Here is a 21,397-nt window from a genome sequence, read left to right on the forward strand (position 1 = left end):
ATTTATGCATAAGTACTATTTAGACCATCTTCAGGAACTCGAAGCCGAAGCCATTTATGTGATCAGAGAGGTTGTTGCCCAGTTTGATAAACCGGCGATTCTCTTTTCAGGCGGAAAAGACTCTATTGTGGTAACGCACCTGGCAAGAAAAGCGTTCTGGCCTGCCAGAATTCCGCTTCCGCTGATCCACATCGACACAGGGCATAACTTCCCCGAAACGATGGCCTTTCGGGACAAGCTGGTAGAAGAGCTGGGAGTGCAGCTGCTGGTGGGCTCAGTACAGGAATCTATCGACCAGGGCAGGGCGAAAGAAGAAACAGGTATAAATGCAAGTCGGAATGCGCTGCAAATAGTAACCTTGCTCGACCTGATCGAAACCCAGAAAATAGATGCCGCCATTGGCGGTGCCCGAAGAGACGAAGAGAAAGCGCGTGCAAAAGAGCGTTTCTTCTCGCACCGGGATGATTTTGGCCAGTGGGACCCTAAAAACCAGCGCCCGGAGCTGTGGAATATCTTTAACGGTCGCAAAAATATGGGCGAGCACTTCCGTGTTTTCCCGATCAGTAACTGGACTGAAATGGACGTCTGGAATTATATCCTGCAGGAAAACATTGCGATACCGTCGTTATACTTTGCACACGAACGCGAAGCTGTTTACCGCGACAATACCTGGTTGCCGGTATCGGAGCATCTGGTGCTGCGCGAAGGGGAGAAAGTAGAGAAAAAGCTGATGCGTTTCAGAACGTTGGGCGATATCACTATTACAGGTGGTATAGAGTCTGAGGCCGATACCCTGGAGAAGATTGTAGCAGAAGTGGCGGCATCACGCAGTACCGAGCGGGGCAATCGCAGCGACGACAAACGCTCCGAAACCTCTATGGAAGACCGAAAACGCCAGGGATATTTTTAAATCCCCCTAAGGGGGTATTTTGGAGGTCCCCCTTTGAAGGGGGTAGGGGGATGATTTACAGCGGCAGAAAAAATTGCTGAAGGCCGGTTTTACAAAAGCAGGTCCAAAGGTACTCTTGGAGGACCCTCGATAGAGAAGGTGGCTAACTTTAATTGTCCCCCTTCGAAGGGGGTAGGGGGATGATTTACAGTAACAGAAAAATAACATGCACAACAACCAATACAACAAAAAACTGAAGCCACTTGCCAGGACCCTTCGCTCGGCATCTACCAAGGCAGAAGTGAGGTTGTGGTGCGAACTATTAAGTAAAAGTAAACTAGGTTATTCATTCTTACGGCAACGGTCAGTACACAACTATATCGCCGACTTTATGTGTAAAGAATTGAATTTAATTATTGAAGTAGATGGTTATACACATAAATTTAAAGCCGAAGAAGATAAGCTAAGGGATAAAGAGCTGGCAGCTGTAGGATTTACTACTTTACGATTTACTGATGAAGAGGTAATGAAGGATATAGCAAATGTACAGCGTGTTATTGAAGGCTGGATAGCAAGCCATTAACAGAAAATCATCCCCCTACCCCCTTCAAAGGGGAACTTTGCTGTCTTCAGTGGAGGCAGGGTATAGTAAATATTAAAAATAAAAGTCTTGTATCGTGGTACTTGTGTCGTGATACATATCAGGTTTAAGAAATAAATTATATATTATGAAATCGGATTTGTTACGCTTTACTACTGCTGGTAGCGTTGATGACGGGAAAAGCACCTTGATTGGCCGTTTGTTATACGATTCAAAATCTATTTTTGAGGATCAGATTGCCGCCGTAAAGCAGTCTAGTGAGCGTAAGGGGCTGCAACATATAGATCTTTCATTGCTAACGGACGGCTTGCGTGCCGAAAGAGAGCAGGGAATTACCATTGATGTAGCCTACAGGTATTTTGCTACGCCTAAGCGTAAATTCATTATTGCAGATACGCCCGGGCATATTCAGTATACCCGCAACATGGTAACCGGTGCTTCTACCGCCAACCTGGCCCTGATTCTAGTGGATGCGCGCAAAGGCATTGTAGAACAAACCTGCCGACATTCCTATATCGCTTCCCTGCTGCAGATACCTCACCTGATCGTGTGTATCAATAAAATGGATTTGGTTGATTATTCAGAAGAGGTTTTCCTGAAGATCCTGGAAGAGTATACCGAGTTTGCCAGCAAGCTGAATGTAAACGATATCCGCTTTATCCCGATCAGTGCCCTGAACGGCGATAATGTGGTAAATCACCTGGATAATATGCCCTGGTACAAAGGAGCTACCCTGCTGCATACGCTGGAGACAATTCACATTGGCAGCGATTACAACCACCTCGATGCCAGGTTCCCGGTGCAGACAATCATACGTCCGCACTCTTCGGAGTACCACGACTATAGGGGATATGCCGGCAGAGTAGCAGGCGGTATTTTCAGGCCAGGCGATAAAGTACTGGCACTGCCTTCCGGTTTATCATCTAAAATCAAGTCCATCGATACGTTTAACGGACCCGTGCCGGAAGCTTTTGCGCCTATGTCGGTTTCTATTACGTTAGAAGATGACATCGACATTAGCCGCGGCGATATGCTGGTAAAAGAGAACAACCAGTCTGAGATGAGCCAGGACCTGGATGTAATGCTCTGCTGGCTAAGCGGACAGGCTCCGCGCCCGGGCGCAAAATATTACCTGCGGCATACGTCAAAAGAGGTAAGAGCAGTTATCAAGGATGTTATCTATAAAATGGACATCAACACGCTGCAACGCCTGGAAGAAGAGAAAGACATTAAAATGAATGATATCGCCCGGGTAAAACTGCGCACCACGCAGCCGCTCATGTTCGATGCCTACAGGAAAAACAGAACAACTGGTTCTTTAATCTTAGTAGACGAATCGACAAACGAAACGGTAGCTGCAGGCATGATCGTGTAATAGCTTAAACCCGGCAGGTTTTTATAACCTGCCGGGTTTATTATTTTCCGCTAACCAAAATGTCTATTTTTTGAAGGAGTAACTTTAAAAGTCCCCCTTTGAAGAGGGCATTTCTCAAAGTCCCCCTTGGGGGTAAGGGCCCTCGAAGAAGAAGAGGGTATTTCTAAAAGTTCCCCTTTGAAGGGGGTAGGGGGATGATTACAGTAGCAGAATAAAATTTCCAAAGTCTCTTTAAAGGAGTAACCAGAAGTCCCCTTAGGGGTAGAGGCCCTCGAAAAAGAAGGAGGCTATTATCACAAGTCCCCCTTTGAAGGGGGTAGGGGGATGATTTACAGTAGCAGAGTAATTTGTTTTCCTCTATGCAAGGTAGGAGGATGATTTACAGTAGCAGAGAAAATAACATGCAGCTTTAATGCAAAACAACCAGTACAATAAAAGCCTAAAGCCCTTTGCCAGAGCTATGCGCACTGCATCCACAAAGGCAGAAGTGAGGCTGTGGTGTGAACTGTTAAGCAAAAGTAAATTGGGATACCCTTTTCTGCGGCAACGGCCAGTACACCATTACATCGCTGACTTTCTGTGTAAAGAATTGAAGCTGATTATAGAGGTAGATGGATATACCCATAAGTTCAAAACAGAAGAGGATAAGATAAGGGACAAAGAGCTGGCAGAGTTAGGGTTTACAACTTTACGGTTTGCCGATGAAGAGGTAATGAAGGATTTAGCAAATGTACAGCGTGTTATGGAAGAATGGATAGCGCATAATCAGAAGCAAATCATTCCCTAGCCCCCAAGGGCAACTCAAGCAAAACTCTTTTAGAAAGGGCTTATGATGGTTGATCTGTTCCTGAAATCATCCCCCTACCCCCTTCAAAGGGGGGCTTCTGGAACTGACCCCTTCTTTTTCGAGTGCCCCTACCCCTAGAGGAGAGACTTCAGAAGCTACTTTTAAGATAAATCATGTATCTTTCCTCATCTTTTGCACTAATTCCTTAAACCACTTTCCACATGCTCGACGAAAATAATCTGGTAATTGAGAATGCGAAAATTGCTGTAATAGGCCTGGGATATGTTGGGCTGCCGCTTGCCATTGAGTTTGGAAAGAAATATGATGTGCTGGGCTTTGATATCAACCAGCAACGGGTAGAAGACCTGCGCGAGATCAAAGACAGAACCCTGGAAGCAAACCTGTCGGCGCTGGCAGAGGTGGTGGCACTAAAGCAAAAAGGCACTATAGGTTTACAGCTATCATACGAAGTAGAGGACCTGCGGCAGTACAATACCTATATCGTAACCGTACCTACTCCCATAGATCAGTTTAAAGCACCGGACCTCAGGCCTCTCCTGCGGGCTTCCGAAATGTTAGGTGCTGTACTAAAGGCAGGCGATATTGTGGTGTATGAATCGACGGTATACCCTGGCTGTACGGAGGAAGACTGTGTGCCTGTATTGGAAAAAGTATCCGGCCTGGTGTACAACCGCGACTTCTTTGTAGGCTACTCCCCTGAACGCATCAATCCGGGTGATAAAATAAATAAGCTGACCACCATTAAGAAAGTAACCAGCGGTTCTACGCCTGCCATTGCTTCCAGAATCGACGACCTGTACCGCTCTATTATTGTGGCCGGTACGCACAAAGCCCCTAGCATAAAAGTAGCCGAAGCGGCCAAAGCCATCGAGAATGCCCAGCGCGACATCAATATTTCTTTCATGAATGAGTTGTCGCTGATCTTTGATCGGGTAGGCATCGATACCAATGATGTACTGGAGGCAGCCAGCACCAAGTGGAATTTCCTGAAGTATAAGCCAGGCCTGGTAGGAGGGCATTGCATTGGAGTAGACCCCTACTACCTGGCGCATAAGGCCGAAGCACTGGGCTACCATCCGCAGGTTATTTTATCGGGGCGAAGGGTAAACGACTTTATGGCGCAGTTTGTGGCGAATAAGGTGGTGAAACTGATGATTGAAAAAGACCACAAGATAAAAGATTCCCGGGCCTTGATCATGGGTATTACCTTTAAAGAAAACTGCCCCGATGTACGCAATACCCGCGTGGTAGAGATCTATAAAGAGTTGACACAGTTTGGAATGAGTGCCGATATTTACGACCCCTGGGCCGATCCGGAAGAAGTGAGGAGCACCTATGGGTTGGAGATTTTAAAAGAAGTAGATGAAACTATTCTCTACGATGCCATTGTAGTAGCTGTGTCGCATAACGAATTCCTGCATTTCGACTTTAAGCGCTACAAGAGCAGAAATACTGTTATATATGACACTAAAGCCTTCCTGAACCGGGATCTGGTGGATGGGAGGTTGTAGGAAAGTAAAAGAAAGCCTGCTGCTCTGAAGATAGCAGCAGACTTTCTTTTACTTTCCTACTTAATTGTTTCTTGTTGTACACCTTGCTTAATGCCTATGCCATAGTAGCTAAAGCCCTTCTCGCGTAGCTCTGCTGCGTCGTAGATGTTGCGGCCGTCGAAGATCACCTGGCCCTTCATCAGTTTGCCCACCACGTTGAAGTTGGGAGACCGGAACTCCGGCCACTCGGTCACCAGCAGCAGGGCGTCGGCGTCTATGAGCGCCTCATACTCGTCCTTGCCGTAGTAGATGCTGTCTTTCAGGGTGTGCTCTGCCTCCTTCATGGCCACCGGGTCGTAGGCTCGCACCTTGGCTCCCTGCTCCAGCAGCTTCTGAATGATCACCAGCGAAGGAGCCTCCCGCATGTCGTCCGTCTTGGGTTTGAACGAAAGCCCCCACACGGCGAAGGTTTTGCCGGCCAGTTCGCCGTCGAAGTGCTTGTATATCTTGTTGTAGAGCACCGACTTCTGGTTCTCGTTCACGCTCTCCACCGCCTTGAGCACCTGCATCTCGTAGCCGTTCTCGGAGGCCGTCCTGATGAGCGCCTTCACGTCTTTGGGAAAGCACGAGCCGCCGTAGCCGATGCCCGGGTAGATGAACTTGTTGCCGATGCGGGCGTCGGAGCCGATGCCCTTGCGCACCATGTTCACGTCGGCGCCCATCACCTCGCAGAGGTTGGCGATGTCGTTCATGAAGCTGATCTTGGTGGCCAGCATGGCGTTGGCCGCGTACTTGGTCATCTCAGCCGAAGGCACGTCCATGAAAATGAGCGGGTGGCCGTTCATCAGGAAGGGCTTGTAGAGCTTGGTCATCACCTCTTCGGCCCGCTCGGAGGATACCCCCACCACGATGCGGTCAGGCTTGAGGAAGTCGTCGATGGCTGCCCCCTCTTTGAGGAACTCCGGGTTGGAGGCCACGTCGAAGGGGATGCTCACCCCGCGCAGCTCCAGCTCCTCTTCGATCGCCTGCTGCACCTTCCTGGCCGTGCCCACGGGCACGGTGCTCTTGGTCACCACCACCGTGTAGTCGTTGATGTTCTGGCCGATGCTGCGGGCAACGGCCAGAACGTACTTCAGGTCGGCGCTGCCGTCTTCGCCGGGAGGGGTGCCCACAGCGATAAAGGCCACATCGCAGCCCTGCACGCTCGTGGCTATGTCGGTGGAGAAAGAGAGGCGCTCTTTCTGCGTGTTGCGCAGTACCATCTCTTCCAGGCCCGGCTCGTAGATCGGAAGGATGCCTTGCTTTAAATTCTCGATCTTGCGCTTATCAATGTCGATGCAGGTTACATCTATACCCACCTCGGCAAAACAGGTGCCTGTTACCAAGCCTACATATCCGGTGCCTACTACAGCTATTTTCATAAAATGACTGGTTGTTATTTGAACTATAATAAAAGAATTTATACACAAAGCTAAATTCTTTTATTATAGTTCAAGGTGTTTTCTACAGAGTTTGATAAATTATAAAGCTCCTTTTAGAATGGTCTACTTAGTTAAGCATTTAAATTTGTGAGGTTAAAACGTCGACCAATTTTGTGTTTGAATGTATGCTTTTATTAACGTTTGAGATACCAACACACATATTAAAAAGTTCTTCTTTTAATATACCTCTAAAGCTTTCAATGAACTATTCTGTATGATTGTAATGTAGTGGTTGTTGCTCTTAATAAATGTTCGAACTTGGATTTAAAAATACAAGGACAAAATGTATATAGTTTAAGAGCTTGTTCAAATGGGGATCTGGTGGATAGGAGGTTGTAGGAAAACAGAAGAAAATATAACTCAAATAGATATTAATTAAGTTATATTTTCTTCTGTTTTCCTTTAGCTAATTTATACGTCTTAAATGGTAAAATGATTAAAAGTGTATAACAATTTACATAGTGTATTAAATATAATTAATACTGCCTGATGTAATTTTTAGCTCCGAAAGAAGGAAGTAGAGAAATTATTAATTACATTTGAGAAAATTTGCTACGATAAAAAATAGCAACAGGTTATAATTTAATTTTTTTATATACCCCGCAGCTAATACACTACTTACTGAGAATGAAAGTGAAACTACTTCAACTGCTAAGTCTACTCTTTTTAGCGGTTTCATGTACTCCCCGAAATCTGGCATACTTCAGCGACTTGCAGGAACAGGCAGAATACAAAGAAGCCATCAACAATAGATCTGAGTCTAAAATTCAGCCGGATGATCTGCTTAGTATTACGGTTACCAGTTTAAATGCTGAATCAAATGCGCTTTTTAACCGAGGAGTGTTATTGCCAACAGGTGCAGCAGCTACTAACCTGAACCTGAATCAGAATAATATGCAGAATCAGGAGGGCTATTTAGTAGATAGAGAGGGAAATATAAGTTTTCCAGTATTAGGTAGTATAAAACTTGGTGGCTTAACAAAAGAGCAGGCTAGGGCTAAATTAGTTGCAGAGATCAGTAAGCATGTGAAGGACCCTATCATAAACATACGCCATATGAACTTTAGAGTAACTGTAGTTGGGGAAGTGTTGCGGCCTTCTACTTTTACAATTCCAACCGAAAAGATAAATATTTTAGAAGCCCTGGGTATGGCAGGCGATATGACCCCTTTTGGAAAGAGAGAAAATGTGTTGATTATAAGGGAAGAAGAAGGAGCAAGAACGATGGCAAGGTTAAATTTGAATAATAAAGAGGTATTAAATTCGCCATACTTTTATCTACAGCAGAACGATGTGATATATGTAGAGCCTGATAAAAAGAAGGAAATACAGGCAAGCACGGATACACGCTTTTATGCTATCATAGGATCGTTAGCTTCTGTATTGATAGTAGTTGCAACAAGGTTATTTTAATTTAAAGTGGGAATGAACGAAAGAGATGTTTTTCAGTTTCAATCTGAAGAGTCAGAGCAAATTGATTTTAAGAAGATCTTGCTAAAGTATTTAAGAGTATGGTACCTATTCGTAATAGGGGTTGTTGTTTGTATAGCCGGAGCTTTCATTTATTTAAGATATTCAACTCCTAAATATAAAATAACCAGCACTATCTTAATTAAGGATGATAAAAAGGGGGGAGACTTGTTAAGTAACCCTTTATTAAGCGATTTGGACCTATTTAATTCAACAAAAAACGTTGATAATGAGGTAGAGGTGCTTAAGTCTAAGGGTTTGATGCAAAGAGTTTTGTCAGATATTGGGCTTCAGACAACTTACTATAAAGAGGGAAGGATAAGAGATGTAGAATTATATGGTAGTAAACTGCCTATAAAAGTAATAATTAATAAACTCGATTCAGTAGCTTATGAAGAGCCAATTTTTATTCATGTAAAAGATAATAACACTTTTGAATTAGAAAGAATAGATCATACTACTACTCATAGGTTTGGGCAAGAGATTAGAAAGGACTATGGAATATTTACAGTAATCGCTTTAAAAGAAATACCTGAAGAACATAAAGACATAATTGTTCACTTTAATGATATACGTAAGTTAGCTAATGCTTATAATGAAGAATTAGTTGTTGAACCCGTTAGTAAGACTGCCAGTGTAATTACATTAAGCGTAGTTGATCCTGTGCAAGAGAAGGGAAAAGATATCTTAAACAGGTTAATTGAATTTTATAATAATGAAGCCATTGAAGATAAAAATTTAGTGGCGGATAATACAGTCCAATTTATTGATGATAGACTAAAGATTTTAACTGCAGAACTATCAGTAGTTGAAAAAGATGTGGAGGACTACAAACGCCAGAATGAAATAACAGATGTTAGCTCCCAAACACGTCTTTATTTAGAACAAGCAAGCGAATATAGCCAGAAGCTTTCAGAATGGGCTATACAGATTGATGTATTAGAATCCATAGAAAAATATTTAAATAATAACGATAATCGTTATGAATTGGTCCCAAGTACGCTAAGTATTACTGATCCTACCTTATTAGGCCTTATTTCAAATTTCAACCAATTGCAGCTGGAGCGTAACAGAATGTTGCGTACTACACAACAGGATAATCCTTTGGTTCAGAACATAAATGAACAGTTAGAGAATCTTAGGTTGAATATTCGTGAAAATTTAAAGAATATTAAAAATGGCTTGGTTATTACACGCGATAATTTAAGGGCAAGTACTGCTCGCTTCGAAAATCGAGCTAGACAAGTACCTCTGATTGAACGTGAACTTCTTGAAATAAACAGACAGCAGAGCATTAAGCAAGCTTTGTATTTATACTTGTTGCAGAAGCGAGAAGAATCTGCCTTGTCTCTTGCTGCAACAGTTTCTAACTCAAGGGTAATAGACCCAGCCATGGTTGGTGATAAACCTGTTAGCCCTAAGAAAATTGTCGTCTATCTAGTTGCTTTTGTTATGGGATTAGGAATTCCTTTTGCCTTTATCTATATAAAAGAATTACTAAATGATAAAATACAGGAAATTAGTGATATAGAAGGAGTAACATCAATTCCAATATTAGGAGAGCTTTCACATAATACCTCTAATGAGACCCTTGTGGTGTTACGTGAGAGCAGAAGCCCTATAGCTGAGATGTTCAGGTTGATAAGGACTAACTTACAATTTTCTACAGTAGGTAAAGAAAATAAAGTTATTTTAGTTACTTCCAGCATGAGTGGGGAAGGAAAGACCTTTTTTAGTATAAATTTGGCTGCTAGTTTAATTCTTACTGGAAAAAGGGCTGTTATTTTAGGGTTTGACTTACGTAAACCCAGACTCTTGCAGGACTTAGGTATGCCGGAAGGTTTAGGAATAACAAATTATTTAATCTCTGATAATGTAACTCTCAATGATGTTGTACAACAATCAGAAACTGTACCTGGCTTATATGTTATTGGTTCTGGTCCTATTCCGCCTAACCCTGCCGAATTGATGATGAGTGATAAGGTAAGCCAATTAATTAATAATCTCAGAGCAAGTTTTGATTATATCATAATTGATACTGCCCCAATTGGACAAGTAGCCGATGCCTTTACACTAGCTCCATTTACAGATTCATCTATTTATGTATTACGGTACGGGTATACCTATAAAGCTCAGCTCGGCATAGTAGAAGATGTTTATAAAAATAAAAAGTTAAAACATCCTATGGTTGTGCTAAATGATGCTAAAAAGGAAAATAGTTATGGGTATGGTTATGGTTATGGTTATGGTTATGGTTATGGTTATGGTTCTGATTTAGAAAATAAAATGATTAAAAATTAAATTTTATTATTTGAAAGTTTAGTAACAGAAGCTAAAGGTAATGAAAAGTTAGTTCGATCAGATTAATATTTTAATAATTGAGAATAACTTTTCATCACCTTTAGCATTATTATTATATGTTGAATTAAATAGTATTTATATGAATACAGGAATATAGTGTGATTAAATTATATATAATTTAATTTATAAATGTTTAAAGAATAGTTTATTAATATGACCCGAGTGTAAGATTTTTATTTGAATAATTCAAAAATAGAATTAATATAATCTACTAGAGCTATGTGATAAATGCTTTTGTTCTGAAAATTATAGAAATTCTCTTCTTAGATGAAGTTGAACTTAGTTTAAGAAGATACCATTTGAAACTTCAGCTACCAATGTTTTGTAGTTGCTTAACTTAATATTTTTCAAATTTATTTAATACTATTTATAAAAAAAGACTTTGGGAAGTAATAATGGAAGAATAGCTAAGAACACGCTATTACTTTATTTTAGAATGCTATTAACTATGGTAGTTTCTTTATACACGGTAAGAGTTGTATTGTCCGCATTAGGTTCAGTTGATTACGGTATCAACAATGTTGTAGGTAGTGTTGTAACAATGTTAGCTTTTCTAGGGAATACTATGGCTTCAGCTTCACAACGTTTTTTTGCTTTCGAAATAGGACAAGCAAATTATAGAAGATTAAACAAAATATTTAATATTTCCTTTTCTATCTATATATTACTGGCTTTAGTTGCTTTTATATTAGCTGAAACTATTGGTATATGGTTACTTAATAATTACATTAATATACCTGTAGATCGTGTAGAGGCTGCGAACTGGGTTTATCATTTTGCAATATTGTCTTTCATACTAACAATGATAACCATACCATATAATGCTTTGATTATGGCTCATGAGAAGATGAAATTTTATGCTTATGTAAGTATAATTGAGGCATTTTTAAAATTGATAATAGTCTTCGTACTAAGTGTAATTCCCTACGATAAACTAAAATTATATGCAGTTTTAACTTTTTTAGTAACCATAGTAATTACGGCAGTTTATATAGCGTACAGCACTAAGAAGTTTAAAGAGTCTAAATTTTCTATACAATGGGATTTTAAATTATTTCAAGAAATCGCTAGATACTCCGGGTGGAGTCTATTTGGAGCAACTACATCTGTTTTAAATAATCAAGGTTTAAACTTAATTTTAAATATTTTCTTTGGACCAATCATAAATACAGCTAGAGGAATAGCTTATCAAGTTAATGCAGCGATTACTTCGTTTGTCAACAATCTATACAGTGCCGTAAATCCTCAAATTATAAAGTCATATGCGGAAAATGATATTAAGAGGCAGACACAGCTAGTAATTAACTCTACTAAAATAGCATATACTTTGCTTTTTATTCTATCTCTGCCAATTATCATAAAAACAGAATATATACTTAAACTATGGTTAGGTAATGAGGTTGACCCGCATATGATTTTATTTACGCGGCTCGTACTATTATTTTCTCTAGTAAATGTTTTTGAAAGCCCTATTAGTCAAGCTGTAAGGTCAACTGGTAAAATAAAAAAATATCAATTGTATGTTGGTATGTTAACCTTATCTATTCTCCCAATATCTTATATATTGTTAAAGTTATGGTCGTTGCCAGAAGTGCCTTTTTATGTTATGATCATAGTTTATACGATTGCAATGTTTATAAGATTACAAATACTGAATTCATTAGTAGTCTTTCCAATTAAATATTATTTAATTAATGTTTTTTTTAAGCTTTTAATTGTTAGCCTAATTGTTAGTGTCATTCCATTTAGTGTAAGTTCATTTTTAGGTGTAAATAATTTTTCTGCATTCATAGTTGTTTCTATTTCTTCATTTATATCAGTTTTATTCGTGTTTTATTTTTTGATGTTAGCATCTAATGAGAGAAAAAGCATACATAATTATATTACAATTTTCCTGAAACAACAGTTTAAATGAAGAATAATATTCGTTATGCATATCAGTTGATCCTTTTTTTCATGTTTTTGAAATCGTTAAGTGCATGGTTTACATGGGAAGCAAACAGCTTGATATCTATATTATACATATTTGTTACTCTTATTTATGTATTAGCATTTAAGGAAGAATTATATTTTAAAAAAAATGCTTTAGTAATACTTATGTATGTCTTTTCAATCATATCTTTAGGATATGGATCAAATATTTCTAAAATACTAGGCTTAGTGCCAATAGTTATTTTTATAGCTACTAGTAGAAAATTCAAAGTAGATACTCTAAAATTTATTACTAGAGGGTGGTTATATATTCTAATTCCATCGCTACTACTATTTCTTTGTTCTTTTTTAATGCAATTACCTAATCTAGGACAAATAGAACACCCTAATTGGGATGTATACAACTATACTAACTACATTTTTTTCATTAAAGGTCAGTTTTACGATATAAGATTTAATTCTATATTTTTAGAACCGGGTCACTTAGGCATGGTATTATCTTTTTTTCTATATGCATATAGATTTGATTTTTCTAGATGGGAAGTTTGGGGTATGCTTGTTATTGAATTTTTTACATTTTCATTAGCTGGATATGTATTAGTAGCAATAGGATATACTCTTGCTCTTGTATCACAAAACAAATCATTTTTTAAATTCGTCTTTTCAGTCCTTTTATTCTTTGGATCTATATATATATGTGCAATTTCCTACAATGGTGGTGATAACCTATTGAATCAATATATTATTTCTAGGTTAGAGTTCGATGAGGAGAAAGGCCTGGCTGGTAATAATAGATTCACTTCCGACGCAGATGATTATGTCAATAGCATGCTCTCAAATGGAAAAATTTGGTGGGGATTACCTGAATACTATTACAAAGATGATAATTTAGGAGCAGGTTGGAAAGTATTTTTAATACGATATGGAGCATTTTCTATGATTATTTTTATCTCATTTTATTTCATAGCTGCACGAAAGAATTCGATTGATAAAAAATATAATATGCTGTTTTTAGTATTACTATTTGCAGCATTCCTTCAAAGATCTTATCCATGGTGGGAGAGTTGGATTATTCCATTTTTCTGTGGAATTAACTATTGTTATCTTAAGTTATTAAAAAATCAAGGCAAGCTTAAAAATAAATATAATGGTCAAGTTAGATTAATAATAAATAGACCAGAGAACTTCAGATAAAGAATATGAACGCTACAATATGATAATATAAAAATTGTTCATTTTCTTGTAAATATGAATAAATTCAAAAATAATAATTATATAAATAAAGCTTATATATCTTAATTATTATATTCTAGCTAATACTATATTTTAGTGAGTTAAATCATAATGTTCAAGAATCAATACAACTAACGGCTTAAGTTAATTTTACTATAGGTTTCAGCAGTTAGCAATCATCTATCTATGCATTTATTTGTTAATCTTTATTATGAGAATTTTATATATAGTACATCTTTCTTCAAAATATACTGGTTCAAATCAATCACTTTTAAACATGGTTGTAGGGCTAAAAGATAGAGGTATTTTTCCTCTTGTAGTGTTGCCACAAAGGGATGATATGACGTTAAGAGATGAACTTGCTAAATCAGGTATTGAAACTCGTGTTCTGCAGTACTTTATGCCTATTTATCCTAAAAAGAAATCTTTAAGAGATAAGTTATTATATATCCCTAAACTGTTACGATCAAAATGGTGTAATTTCTATGCAAAGCAAAAGATTTACCAGCTCATTAAAAATTTTAAGATTGATCTAATTCATACAAATATAGGGCCTATGCTGTTAGGCTATGAAGCTGCTAATAAATTAAATATACCTCATGTTTGGCACCTTCGCGAATTTCAAGATCTTGATTTTAATTTAAATACATGGTTCAATAAAGAAAAATTTATATCTAAACTTTCATCACCTAATAACTTTATAATTGCGATAAGTGACAGTGTTTATAAGCACTTTAAACTTAAGCCTCCGGCATGTGTGATTTATAATGGAATAATGAATGCTTCCCAAAAGCAATTTAACCATGAAAAGGAGAATTATTTTCTTTTTGTTGGCTATTTAATTGAAAACAAAGGTATTAAAGTTTTAATAGATACTTTCGGTAAATTTGCACAGAAATACCCAAACTATAAGCTATTAGTGGCAGGAAGTGCACCAGATTTAAAATATTTTAAACAGTTAAACGAGTTAGTAGATTCCTATGGTATAAAAAATAACGTTAAGTTTTTAGGGCCTCGAGATGATATTTCAACACTAATGTCGAAAGCTACAGCACTTATAGTACCATCTTTTAATGAAGCTTTTGGGAGGATTACTGCTGAAGCAATGTTTAATGGGTGCTTAGTCATTGGCAAGGATGCAGGGGGTACAAAGGAAATTATTGAAAAAATTGGTGTTGGAGTATTGTACAAGTCTGACAGCAACCTTCTTGAGACAATGGAAAGTGTTATAAGCCGTGGCATTCAGAGTTATTATGACAACTTACAATTAGCTGTGAATAATGCCGCTAATGTATTTTCAGTTGAAACGAATGTAGAACAAGTTTACGAATATTATAGCTCTCATTTTCTGAAGAAAAAGTATCAAGAATTGATTGAAAATAGCCAAGATAAAATTTTTGTACCAGCCAATAAATTATAAAAAAACTGCTGCTGTTAATTATATTAATAAAAACAAATTATTAATACACTAATTCAATAGTTAGGGAATTTAGATCTAAATCACATTATGAATACCGACCCTAAGATAATTGCTTTGTACCTACCACAGTTCCATGTAATTCCTGAAAACGATAAATGGTGGGGAGAGGGCTTCACTGAGTGGACTAATGTAAAAAAAGCAGTGCCATTATTTTCTGGGCATAACCAACCTCGAGTTCCTCTTAATGATAACTATTATGATTTATCAGATGTTACTGTAATGCGATGGCAGGCAGATTTGGCTAAACAACATGGTATCTATGGGTTTTGTTATTATCATTACTGGTTTAATGGTAAAAAATTACTACATATACCCCTTGAAAATATGTTAGCTGATAAATTAGTTGATATTCCATTTTGTTTTTCATGGGCCAATGAACCTTGGGCGCGTACTTGGGATGGAAGAGATACTGATGTGTTGATGCCTCAAGTTTATGGAGGAAGGAAAGAGTGGTTAGAGCATTTCAGTTATTTGCTAAATTTCTTTAAAGATGATAGATATATTAAGGTTGATGGTAAGCCCATGATGGTTATTTATCGTGTCTCAAATATACCAAATGTGAATGATATGATTGATTACTGGAATACACTTGCCATTGAAAATGGGTTTGTTGGAATTCACATTGTTGAAACATTAAATAGCAGAGAAAAAGAGCCATTTGCCAAAAACTCTGCCGCAGCATTTGAATTTGAACCGACCTATACCTTACACCATAAGTATAGTTTCAAATATAGGTTACGGGGATTATTTAATAGAAAAATTTATAAGCTTGCCTTAAAGAGCTACGATAGCATATACAAATGTATTGTAAACAGACGCCAAATTGCAACTAATCATAAAAGGTATCTAGGAGCATTTATGGGTTGGGATAATTCACCTCGAAAGGGCAAAAGAGCACTAATTGTTACAGGCTCGTCTCCTGAAAAGTTTGGCAAATACTTAAAGCTTCAGTTTGAAAATGCAGTAAAATATGATAATGACTATATTTTTTTAAATGCATGGAATGAGTGGGCTGAAGGTACTTATTTGGAGCCAGATCTAAAGCATGGATTTTCTTACTTAGAACAAATTAAATCAATTAGCAAGAGCTAATAATTAGTTAAAGTCTATATTTTATAGAATTTACATGAAAAATTTGGAGGAGGGTAGTACAATCAAAATAGTAGCATTAATTGTACTTTATAAAACTAATATTTTTGATTCTAAGAGTTTGAAGACTCTATTGAATAGTTATGGTAATAATATAGATGTTGAGCTTGTACTATGGGATAATAGTCCACTGCCTGTCACACAAGCCTTAATTGATAGAGCAAAAAAAATATTCGGAGAGTTTAAATATATATCAACTCCTGAAAATAAACCTCTGTCACAAATTTACAACAAAGTAATACAGGACTTTGACTTTGATTATATTTTTCTGCTTGATCAAGATAGTATTATTCCTGCAAACTATTTATCAAACACAGTCCATTCAGCAGTTCAAGTTCCTGAAGTAATGCTATTTCTGCCACTTGTTAAGAATGGATTTACAATTGTGAGCCCAGGCTCATTTTATGGATTTAAAGGTAAACATTGGAAAAAAGAACGAAGAGGGAAAATGCCGGTAAAAAACATTGTAGCTATTACAAGTGGTATGCTGATAGCAAAAAAATACTTCATAAAATATTTGTATAAATTTGATGAGCGTCTAAATCTGTATGCAATAGACACAAAATTCATGCTTGATTATGCATGTAATGAAGAACATGTGTTTGTGACGGAACAAACCTTTTCGCATGATTCGGCTTTGTGGTCTAATCCCTCTGCTGACGAATTATTGCCGCGCTTTAAAAACATGAGAAGCGCATATGCCATTATGCTGTCAAACCACCCTTTTTTTTCAATGTTAACTAAAGCGCATACAATTTATTTATCATTCAAATATGCAGTCAAATATAGAGACATGCGTTTTTTAAGATTTAAATCCGTTTAATATGAATATAGTAGTAGTACCATATCATGATTGGCGAAAAATAGAAATGGAGGGAGCCAGGACAAGAGACTCTCATATAATTAGTCATTTAGCGGCCAATAAGGATATCGAAAATCTCATTATATTAAATAGACCAATTTCCTATTTGGAATTAATGGTTAAGAAAAAAATGAGAAAAATTTCTGGTAAGCTTTTATTTAGATATAAACAATGTTCACTATACGAATTAGCTCCAAAATTTTACGTAATTGATTATATCTCAAATTCTTTCTTAGGGCCAATTCGGGATGGGAAAAAATGGTTTTTTGACAGTTATGGCGATGATGAATTCATTTCTGGATATGAGAAATGTGTTGATTATCTAAAAATAAATATCAATATAATATTGACTCAAAATGTTTTTTCAGCAAAGTTCTGTAGTAAAGTTAAAACACCAGCAGTTTTTGATGGTTGGGATAATTTCCTGCTATTTCCTGAGAATTCTAAATTGCAAGCCAATTTTATATCGGCCTATACTAGTTTAGCAAAAACATGTGAAGCTTGGGTGACCAACGCTTCAAAAAATATTGAATTTTATAACAAACATTATAATCCAAAGTCATGCCATCTTGTTAAAAACGGAGTAGATGTTGAAACCTTTTCCAAAAGTTATAAGTTGCCTACAGATTTGAAAAATATTTCTCGACCAATAGTGGGTTTTGGAGGTAAAATCACTCATTTATTTGATTATGAACTATTTAATTATATAGTAAAGGATAATTCTGATAAAAGCTTCGTAATTGTAGGTCAAATATTGGATTCTAACGTTTTTTCAAAGATTATTAAAGCAAAAAATGTTTATTATCTTGGTGATAAGCATTATAAACAGTATCCTTCTTACGTTACTAATTTTGATATTGGTATTATTCCTTATGTTACAAATAGTCTAGAGCATGGCGCAGATAGTATTAAAGTTTATGAATATATTGCTTCTGGACTAAAGGTTGTAGGAACTGCAGGCGCAGGAATGAGCGATATGCAGGAGTACATCTATATTGGAAAGACAAAAGAAGAGTTTTCAGCAATAATAAATCGCGCAATATCAGATAAAAACACAATAATTTTGCCAGAGTTTTACACGTGGAAATATAAGTCTCAAACAATAGTAAAGTTACTTAAACAAGTAGCTATGGATAGGGTAAGTGTAAAAAACTAAAACTGATATAGCTCAAGCTATTTTAATTTGCGTGAGCTGAATATATTTATATGGACTTCAACCATGTTCAGGTTAAGAGAAGCTTACTAATATTATTTTTTTCTTTTTCTTGTCTGATTTCTAACGGGCAAGTGCCCCATTTAATAGATAAAAGGATACTGCCAGCCCACCCAAGGTTATTTCTTACTGGTGATGCATTATCAATTGATAAGTTCAAAGAAGATGAGGCAGTATTAAAAAGGATTAGCAGCTTAATTATAGCTGATTGTGAGCAAATTATACTTCAGAAGCCAATTGAACGAAACTTGATCGGTAAACGATTATTAGATAAATCAAGGGAAGGTTTAAGGCGCATTTTCTATCTTTCTTATGCGTGGAGGCTAACAAAAGATAAAAGATTTTTAAAGAGAGCAGAGACAGAATTATTAAGTATTAGTGAGTTTGATGACTGGAATCCGCATCATTTTCTTGATGTATCAGAGATGACCCTTGCCGTCGCAATCGGTTATGACTGGCTCTATGATGAATTATCTTTTAAATCTAAAAAGCTGATTGAAAAAGCAATTTATGAAAAAGGGCTTAAGCCTTCGCTTGATAATCGTTATAATAGCTGGTTGAGAATGACTAGTAATTGGAATCAGGTTTGTAATGCAGGAATCGTTATTGGGGCACTGTCTGTTTACGAAACTTATCCAGGAATAGCTAATCATGTAATAAATCAAGCAATCTCTTCAATTAAGTTACCTATGGATGCTTATGGGCCAGATGGAGGTTATCCTGAAGGGTATAACTATTGGGGATACGGAACAACGTTTAACGTTATGTTAATTGATGTATTGCTACAAAACTTTAATAATGATTTCAAACTCTTAACAATTCCTGGATTTCTGAATACAGCTTACTTTATGTTGCATATGGTAGGTCCTTCTGGTATACCTTTTAATTTTGGGGATTCTGATCAAAATGTTTACCTACAGCCAGCTATGCTTTGGTTCTCCAAGTACTTGAAAGATGGTAGTTTGGTTAGACAAGAATTAGACTTCTTAACACATTGCAATGATAATACTTTAGTTAAAGAGCGTTTACTTCCACTTGTTATTTTATGGGGAGAAAGACTAAATAACAACGAAAGAGCTATTCCAAAATCTAAATTTTGGATTGGATCAGGAGCTACTCCAGTGGCATTGATGCGAAGTTCCTGGTCTGACAAAAATGCAATTTTTGTCGGAATTAAAGGAGGAGGTAATAAAGCTGGGCACGGTCACTTAGATATGGGATCTTTCGTTTTAGATGCTAATGGAGAGCGCTGGGCCATGGATCTAGGAATGCAAAATTATGAATCACTGGAATCTAAAGGAGTTGATCTATGGAGTATGCATGCTACCTCTCAACGATGGAAAGTATTTAGGTTCAATAATTTTTCCCATAATACATTATCTGTTAATAATACGTTACAAAATAGCGAAGGCTTTGCTCCATTTATAAATTATTCAGATGTCAAGCACTTTAAAAATGCACAAATTGATCTTAAACAAATTTATAATGCTAAATTTGAGATAGCTAAAAGAGGAATAGGTATAGTAAATAATGAGTTCGTTCTCTTAAAAGATGAGATAAAAACAAGTTTAACTGATATAACCGTAAGATGGAGTTTTATTACAGATGCAGAAATTTTAAAAGTTAAAAAAAACAGCGTCTGGTTAAAAAAAAATAATCAGATGCTGTTAGTAACAGTAGTTTCTCCAAAACATGCTGATATTAGAACTTGGTCAACTATACCTAAAGATGATATTGATGAACCAAATCCCGGTACTAACATTATTGGATTTGAAACTTTTATAAATCAATCAGAACTTACAAACCTTACTGTTACTTTCAAACCTATTAAGATGCAAGAAAAGCCAAGGTCATCACGAAGAGACAGTAAGATATTCTCTCTACCATTAAGTAAATGGCCGACAACTAAAAGATAGATGAAAATAGCAATACTTGGAACTAGAGGTATACCCAATAATTATGGTGGCTTTGAACAATGTGCTGAATATTTAGCTTTAGGACTAATAAAAAGAGGCTTTCATATTTCCGTCTATAATTCACATAATCATCCTTATCAAGAGAGTAATTGGAATGGAGTTGAATTAATCCACTGCTATGATCCGGAGTATAAGTGGGGTACTGCTGGTCAATTTATTTATGATTTAAATTGTATTAGAGATCTAAGAAATAGAGATTTCGATGTTATTCTGCAGTTAGGGTATACAAGCAGTTCTATTTGGGGGTGGTTGCTACCCCGACAAAGGTCTGTGGTTACTACCAATATGGATGGATTAGAATGGAAGCGGACCAAATTTTCAGGCAAAGTCAAAAAATTCTTGCTTTACGCAGAAAAACTAGGCGTTAAGTATAGTGATTACCTTATCTCAGACTCCATAGGTATTCAGGATTATCTGTTTGAAAAGTATGGTAAAAAATCGATTTTTATTCCATATGGTGCACATCTTTTTCATGATGCAGATGAAGCAATTTTAGAGGAATATAATCTAGTTCCTTATGCCTATAATATGCTTATTGCTCGGCTAGAGCCTGAAAATAGTATAGAGATTATATTAGATGGTGTTATGAAATCTAATATAGAAAAACCTTTTTTAGTTATAGGTAATCATTCCACAACCTATGGAGAATATTTAAAAGCCAAATATTCAAAGCATTCAAATATCCAATTTATTGGAGGAATCTATGATATCATAAAGCTCAACAATTTAAGATATTTCTCAAATATTTACTTCCATGGTCACACCGTAGGAGGCACGAATCCTTCTTTACTTGAAGCGATGGCTTCAAATAGTTTGATATGTGCGAACAATAATCCTTTTAACCGTTACATTTTGGAAGAAGATGCATTGTACTTTACAAATGCTGAGGAAGTAGCAAAGTGTTTACAGGAAGTTAGGCATCAAGAGGATAAGTATCAGCAGATGATTCAACGTAATAGGAGCAAAATATCAGATATTTATGATTGGGAAATTATTATTGAGCAGTATGCGGCACATCTTAGAGAAATTTATGATGCAGCTAAGGTTGAGAAAATAGCTAATTAGGTTAAAGAAAAA

Annotated in this window: 16 protein-coding genes; 15 read left to right on the plus strand and 1 reads right to left on the minus strand. The window is 36.8% G+C overall.

All coding sequences use genetic code 11. The features are described from left to right. Positions 1-4 precede the first annotated feature (4 nt). From cysD to C1N53_RS00400, 5 genes are all read left to right on the plus strand, one after another. Positions 5-910 carry a sulfate adenylyltransferase subunit CysD gene (cysD, locus tag C1N53_RS00380; RefSeq protein WP_137757448.1) on the plus strand — a complete coding sequence of 302 codons (906 nt, stop codon included), beginning with the start codon at positions 5-7 and terminating at the stop codon, positions 908-910. Positions 911-1,115: 205 nt separating this feature from the next. After that, positions 1,116-1,472 (plus strand): endonuclease domain-containing protein, encoded by a 357-nt coding sequence (locus C1N53_RS00385; RefSeq protein WP_137757449.1) that lies wholly within the window; start codon positions 1,116-1,118, stop codon positions 1,470-1,472. A gap of 145 nt (positions 1,473-1,617) precedes the next feature. Next, entirely contained in the window at positions 1,618-2,865 is a 1,248-nt protein-coding gene (gene cysN, locus C1N53_RS00390; protein ID WP_137757450.1) for a sulfate adenylyltransferase subunit CysN, read from the plus strand. Positions 2,866-3,277: 412 nt separating this feature from the next. Then, positions 3,278-3,652: an endonuclease domain-containing protein gene (locus C1N53_RS00395; protein WP_137757451.1), complete on the plus strand. Its 375-nt coding sequence runs from the start codon at positions 3,278-3,280 to the stop codon at positions 3,650-3,652. A gap of 221 nt (positions 3,653-3,873) precedes the next feature. Then, positions 3,874-5,184, plus strand: a complete 1,311-nt coding sequence (locus C1N53_RS00400) for a nucleotide sugar dehydrogenase (protein WP_137757452.1) — start codon at positions 3,874-3,876, stop codon at positions 5,182-5,184. Positions 5,185-5,240: 56 nt separating this feature from the next. Here C1N53_RS00400 and C1N53_RS00405 read toward each other — a convergent pair whose 3' ends face one another. Then, a complete protein-coding gene (locus C1N53_RS00405) occupies positions 5,241-6,584 on the minus strand; it encodes a UDP-glucose/GDP-mannose dehydrogenase family protein (protein ID WP_137757453.1) in 1,344 nt (447 codons plus the stop codon). A gap of 771 nt (positions 6,585-7,355) precedes the next feature. Here C1N53_RS00405 and C1N53_RS00410 point away from each other — a divergent pair. The 10 genes from C1N53_RS00410 to C1N53_RS00455 all read left to right on the plus strand — a co-directional run bounded on the left by C1N53_RS00410 (position 7,356) and on the right by C1N53_RS00455 (position 21,385). Beyond that, positions 7,356-8,057, plus strand: coding sequence for a polysaccharide biosynthesis/export family protein (locus C1N53_RS00410; protein ID WP_371415945.1), 702 nt, complete (start codon positions 7,356-7,358; stop codon positions 8,055-8,057). 12 nt (positions 8,058-8,069) lie between these two features. After that, positions 8,070-10,415, plus strand: a complete 2,346-nt coding sequence (locus C1N53_RS00415) for a tyrosine-protein kinase family protein (RefSeq protein ID WP_137757455.1) — start codon at positions 8,070-8,072, stop codon at positions 10,413-10,415. Positions 10,416-10,923: 508 nt separating this feature from the next. After that, the gene (locus C1N53_RS00420) at positions 10,924-12,390 is read left to right on the plus strand and encodes a lipopolysaccharide biosynthesis protein (RefSeq protein WP_137757456.1); all 1,467 of its coding nucleotides are present in this window, start codon (positions 10,924-10,926) and stop codon (positions 12,388-12,390) included. Then, the gene (locus C1N53_RS00425; protein ID WP_137757457.1) at positions 12,387-13,601 is read left to right on the plus strand and encodes a hypothetical protein; all 1,215 of its coding nucleotides are present in this window, start codon (positions 12,387-12,389) and stop codon (positions 13,599-13,601) included. The genes C1N53_RS00420 and C1N53_RS00425 overlap by 4 nt, the downstream gene beginning before the upstream one ends. Before the next feature lie 250 nt (positions 13,602-13,851). Beyond that, complete coding sequence (locus C1N53_RS00430; RefSeq protein ID WP_137757458.1) at positions 13,852-15,060, plus strand: glycosyltransferase family 4 protein; 1,209 nt, start codon at positions 13,852-13,854, stop codon at positions 15,058-15,060. Between the two features lie 87 nt (positions 15,061-15,147). Further along, positions 15,148-16,212, plus strand: coding sequence for a glycoside hydrolase family 99-like domain-containing protein (locus tag C1N53_RS00435; protein WP_137757459.1), 1,065 nt, complete (start codon positions 15,148-15,150; stop codon positions 16,210-16,212). Positions 16,213-16,246: 34 nt separating this feature from the next. Further along, positions 16,247-17,092 (plus strand): glycosyltransferase, encoded by an 846-nt coding sequence (locus tag C1N53_RS00440; RefSeq protein ID WP_137757460.1) that lies wholly within the window; start codon positions 16,247-16,249, stop codon positions 17,090-17,092. 1 nt (position 17,093) lies between these two features. Then, a complete protein-coding gene (locus tag C1N53_RS00445) occupies positions 17,094-18,287 on the plus strand; it encodes a glycosyltransferase family 1 protein (RefSeq protein WP_137757461.1) in 1,194 nt (397 codons plus the stop codon). Between the two features lie 50 nt (positions 18,288-18,337). Continuing rightward, positions 18,338-20,260: a heparinase II/III family protein gene (locus tag C1N53_RS00450; protein WP_137757462.1), complete on the plus strand. Its 1,923-nt coding sequence runs from the start codon at positions 18,338-18,340 to the stop codon at positions 20,258-20,260. Then, on the plus strand, positions 20,261-21,385 hold the full coding sequence (locus C1N53_RS00455; RefSeq protein WP_137757463.1) for a DUF1972 domain-containing protein: 1,125 nt from the start codon (positions 20,261-20,263) through the stop codon (positions 21,383-21,385). Positions 21,386-21,397: the final 12 nt, after the last annotated feature.

The sequence above is a fragment of the Pontibacter sp. SGAir0037 genome, from assembly GCF_005491705.1.
Taxonomy (GTDB): domain Bacteria; phylum Bacteroidota; class Bacteroidia; order Cytophagales; family Hymenobacteraceae; genus Pontibacter.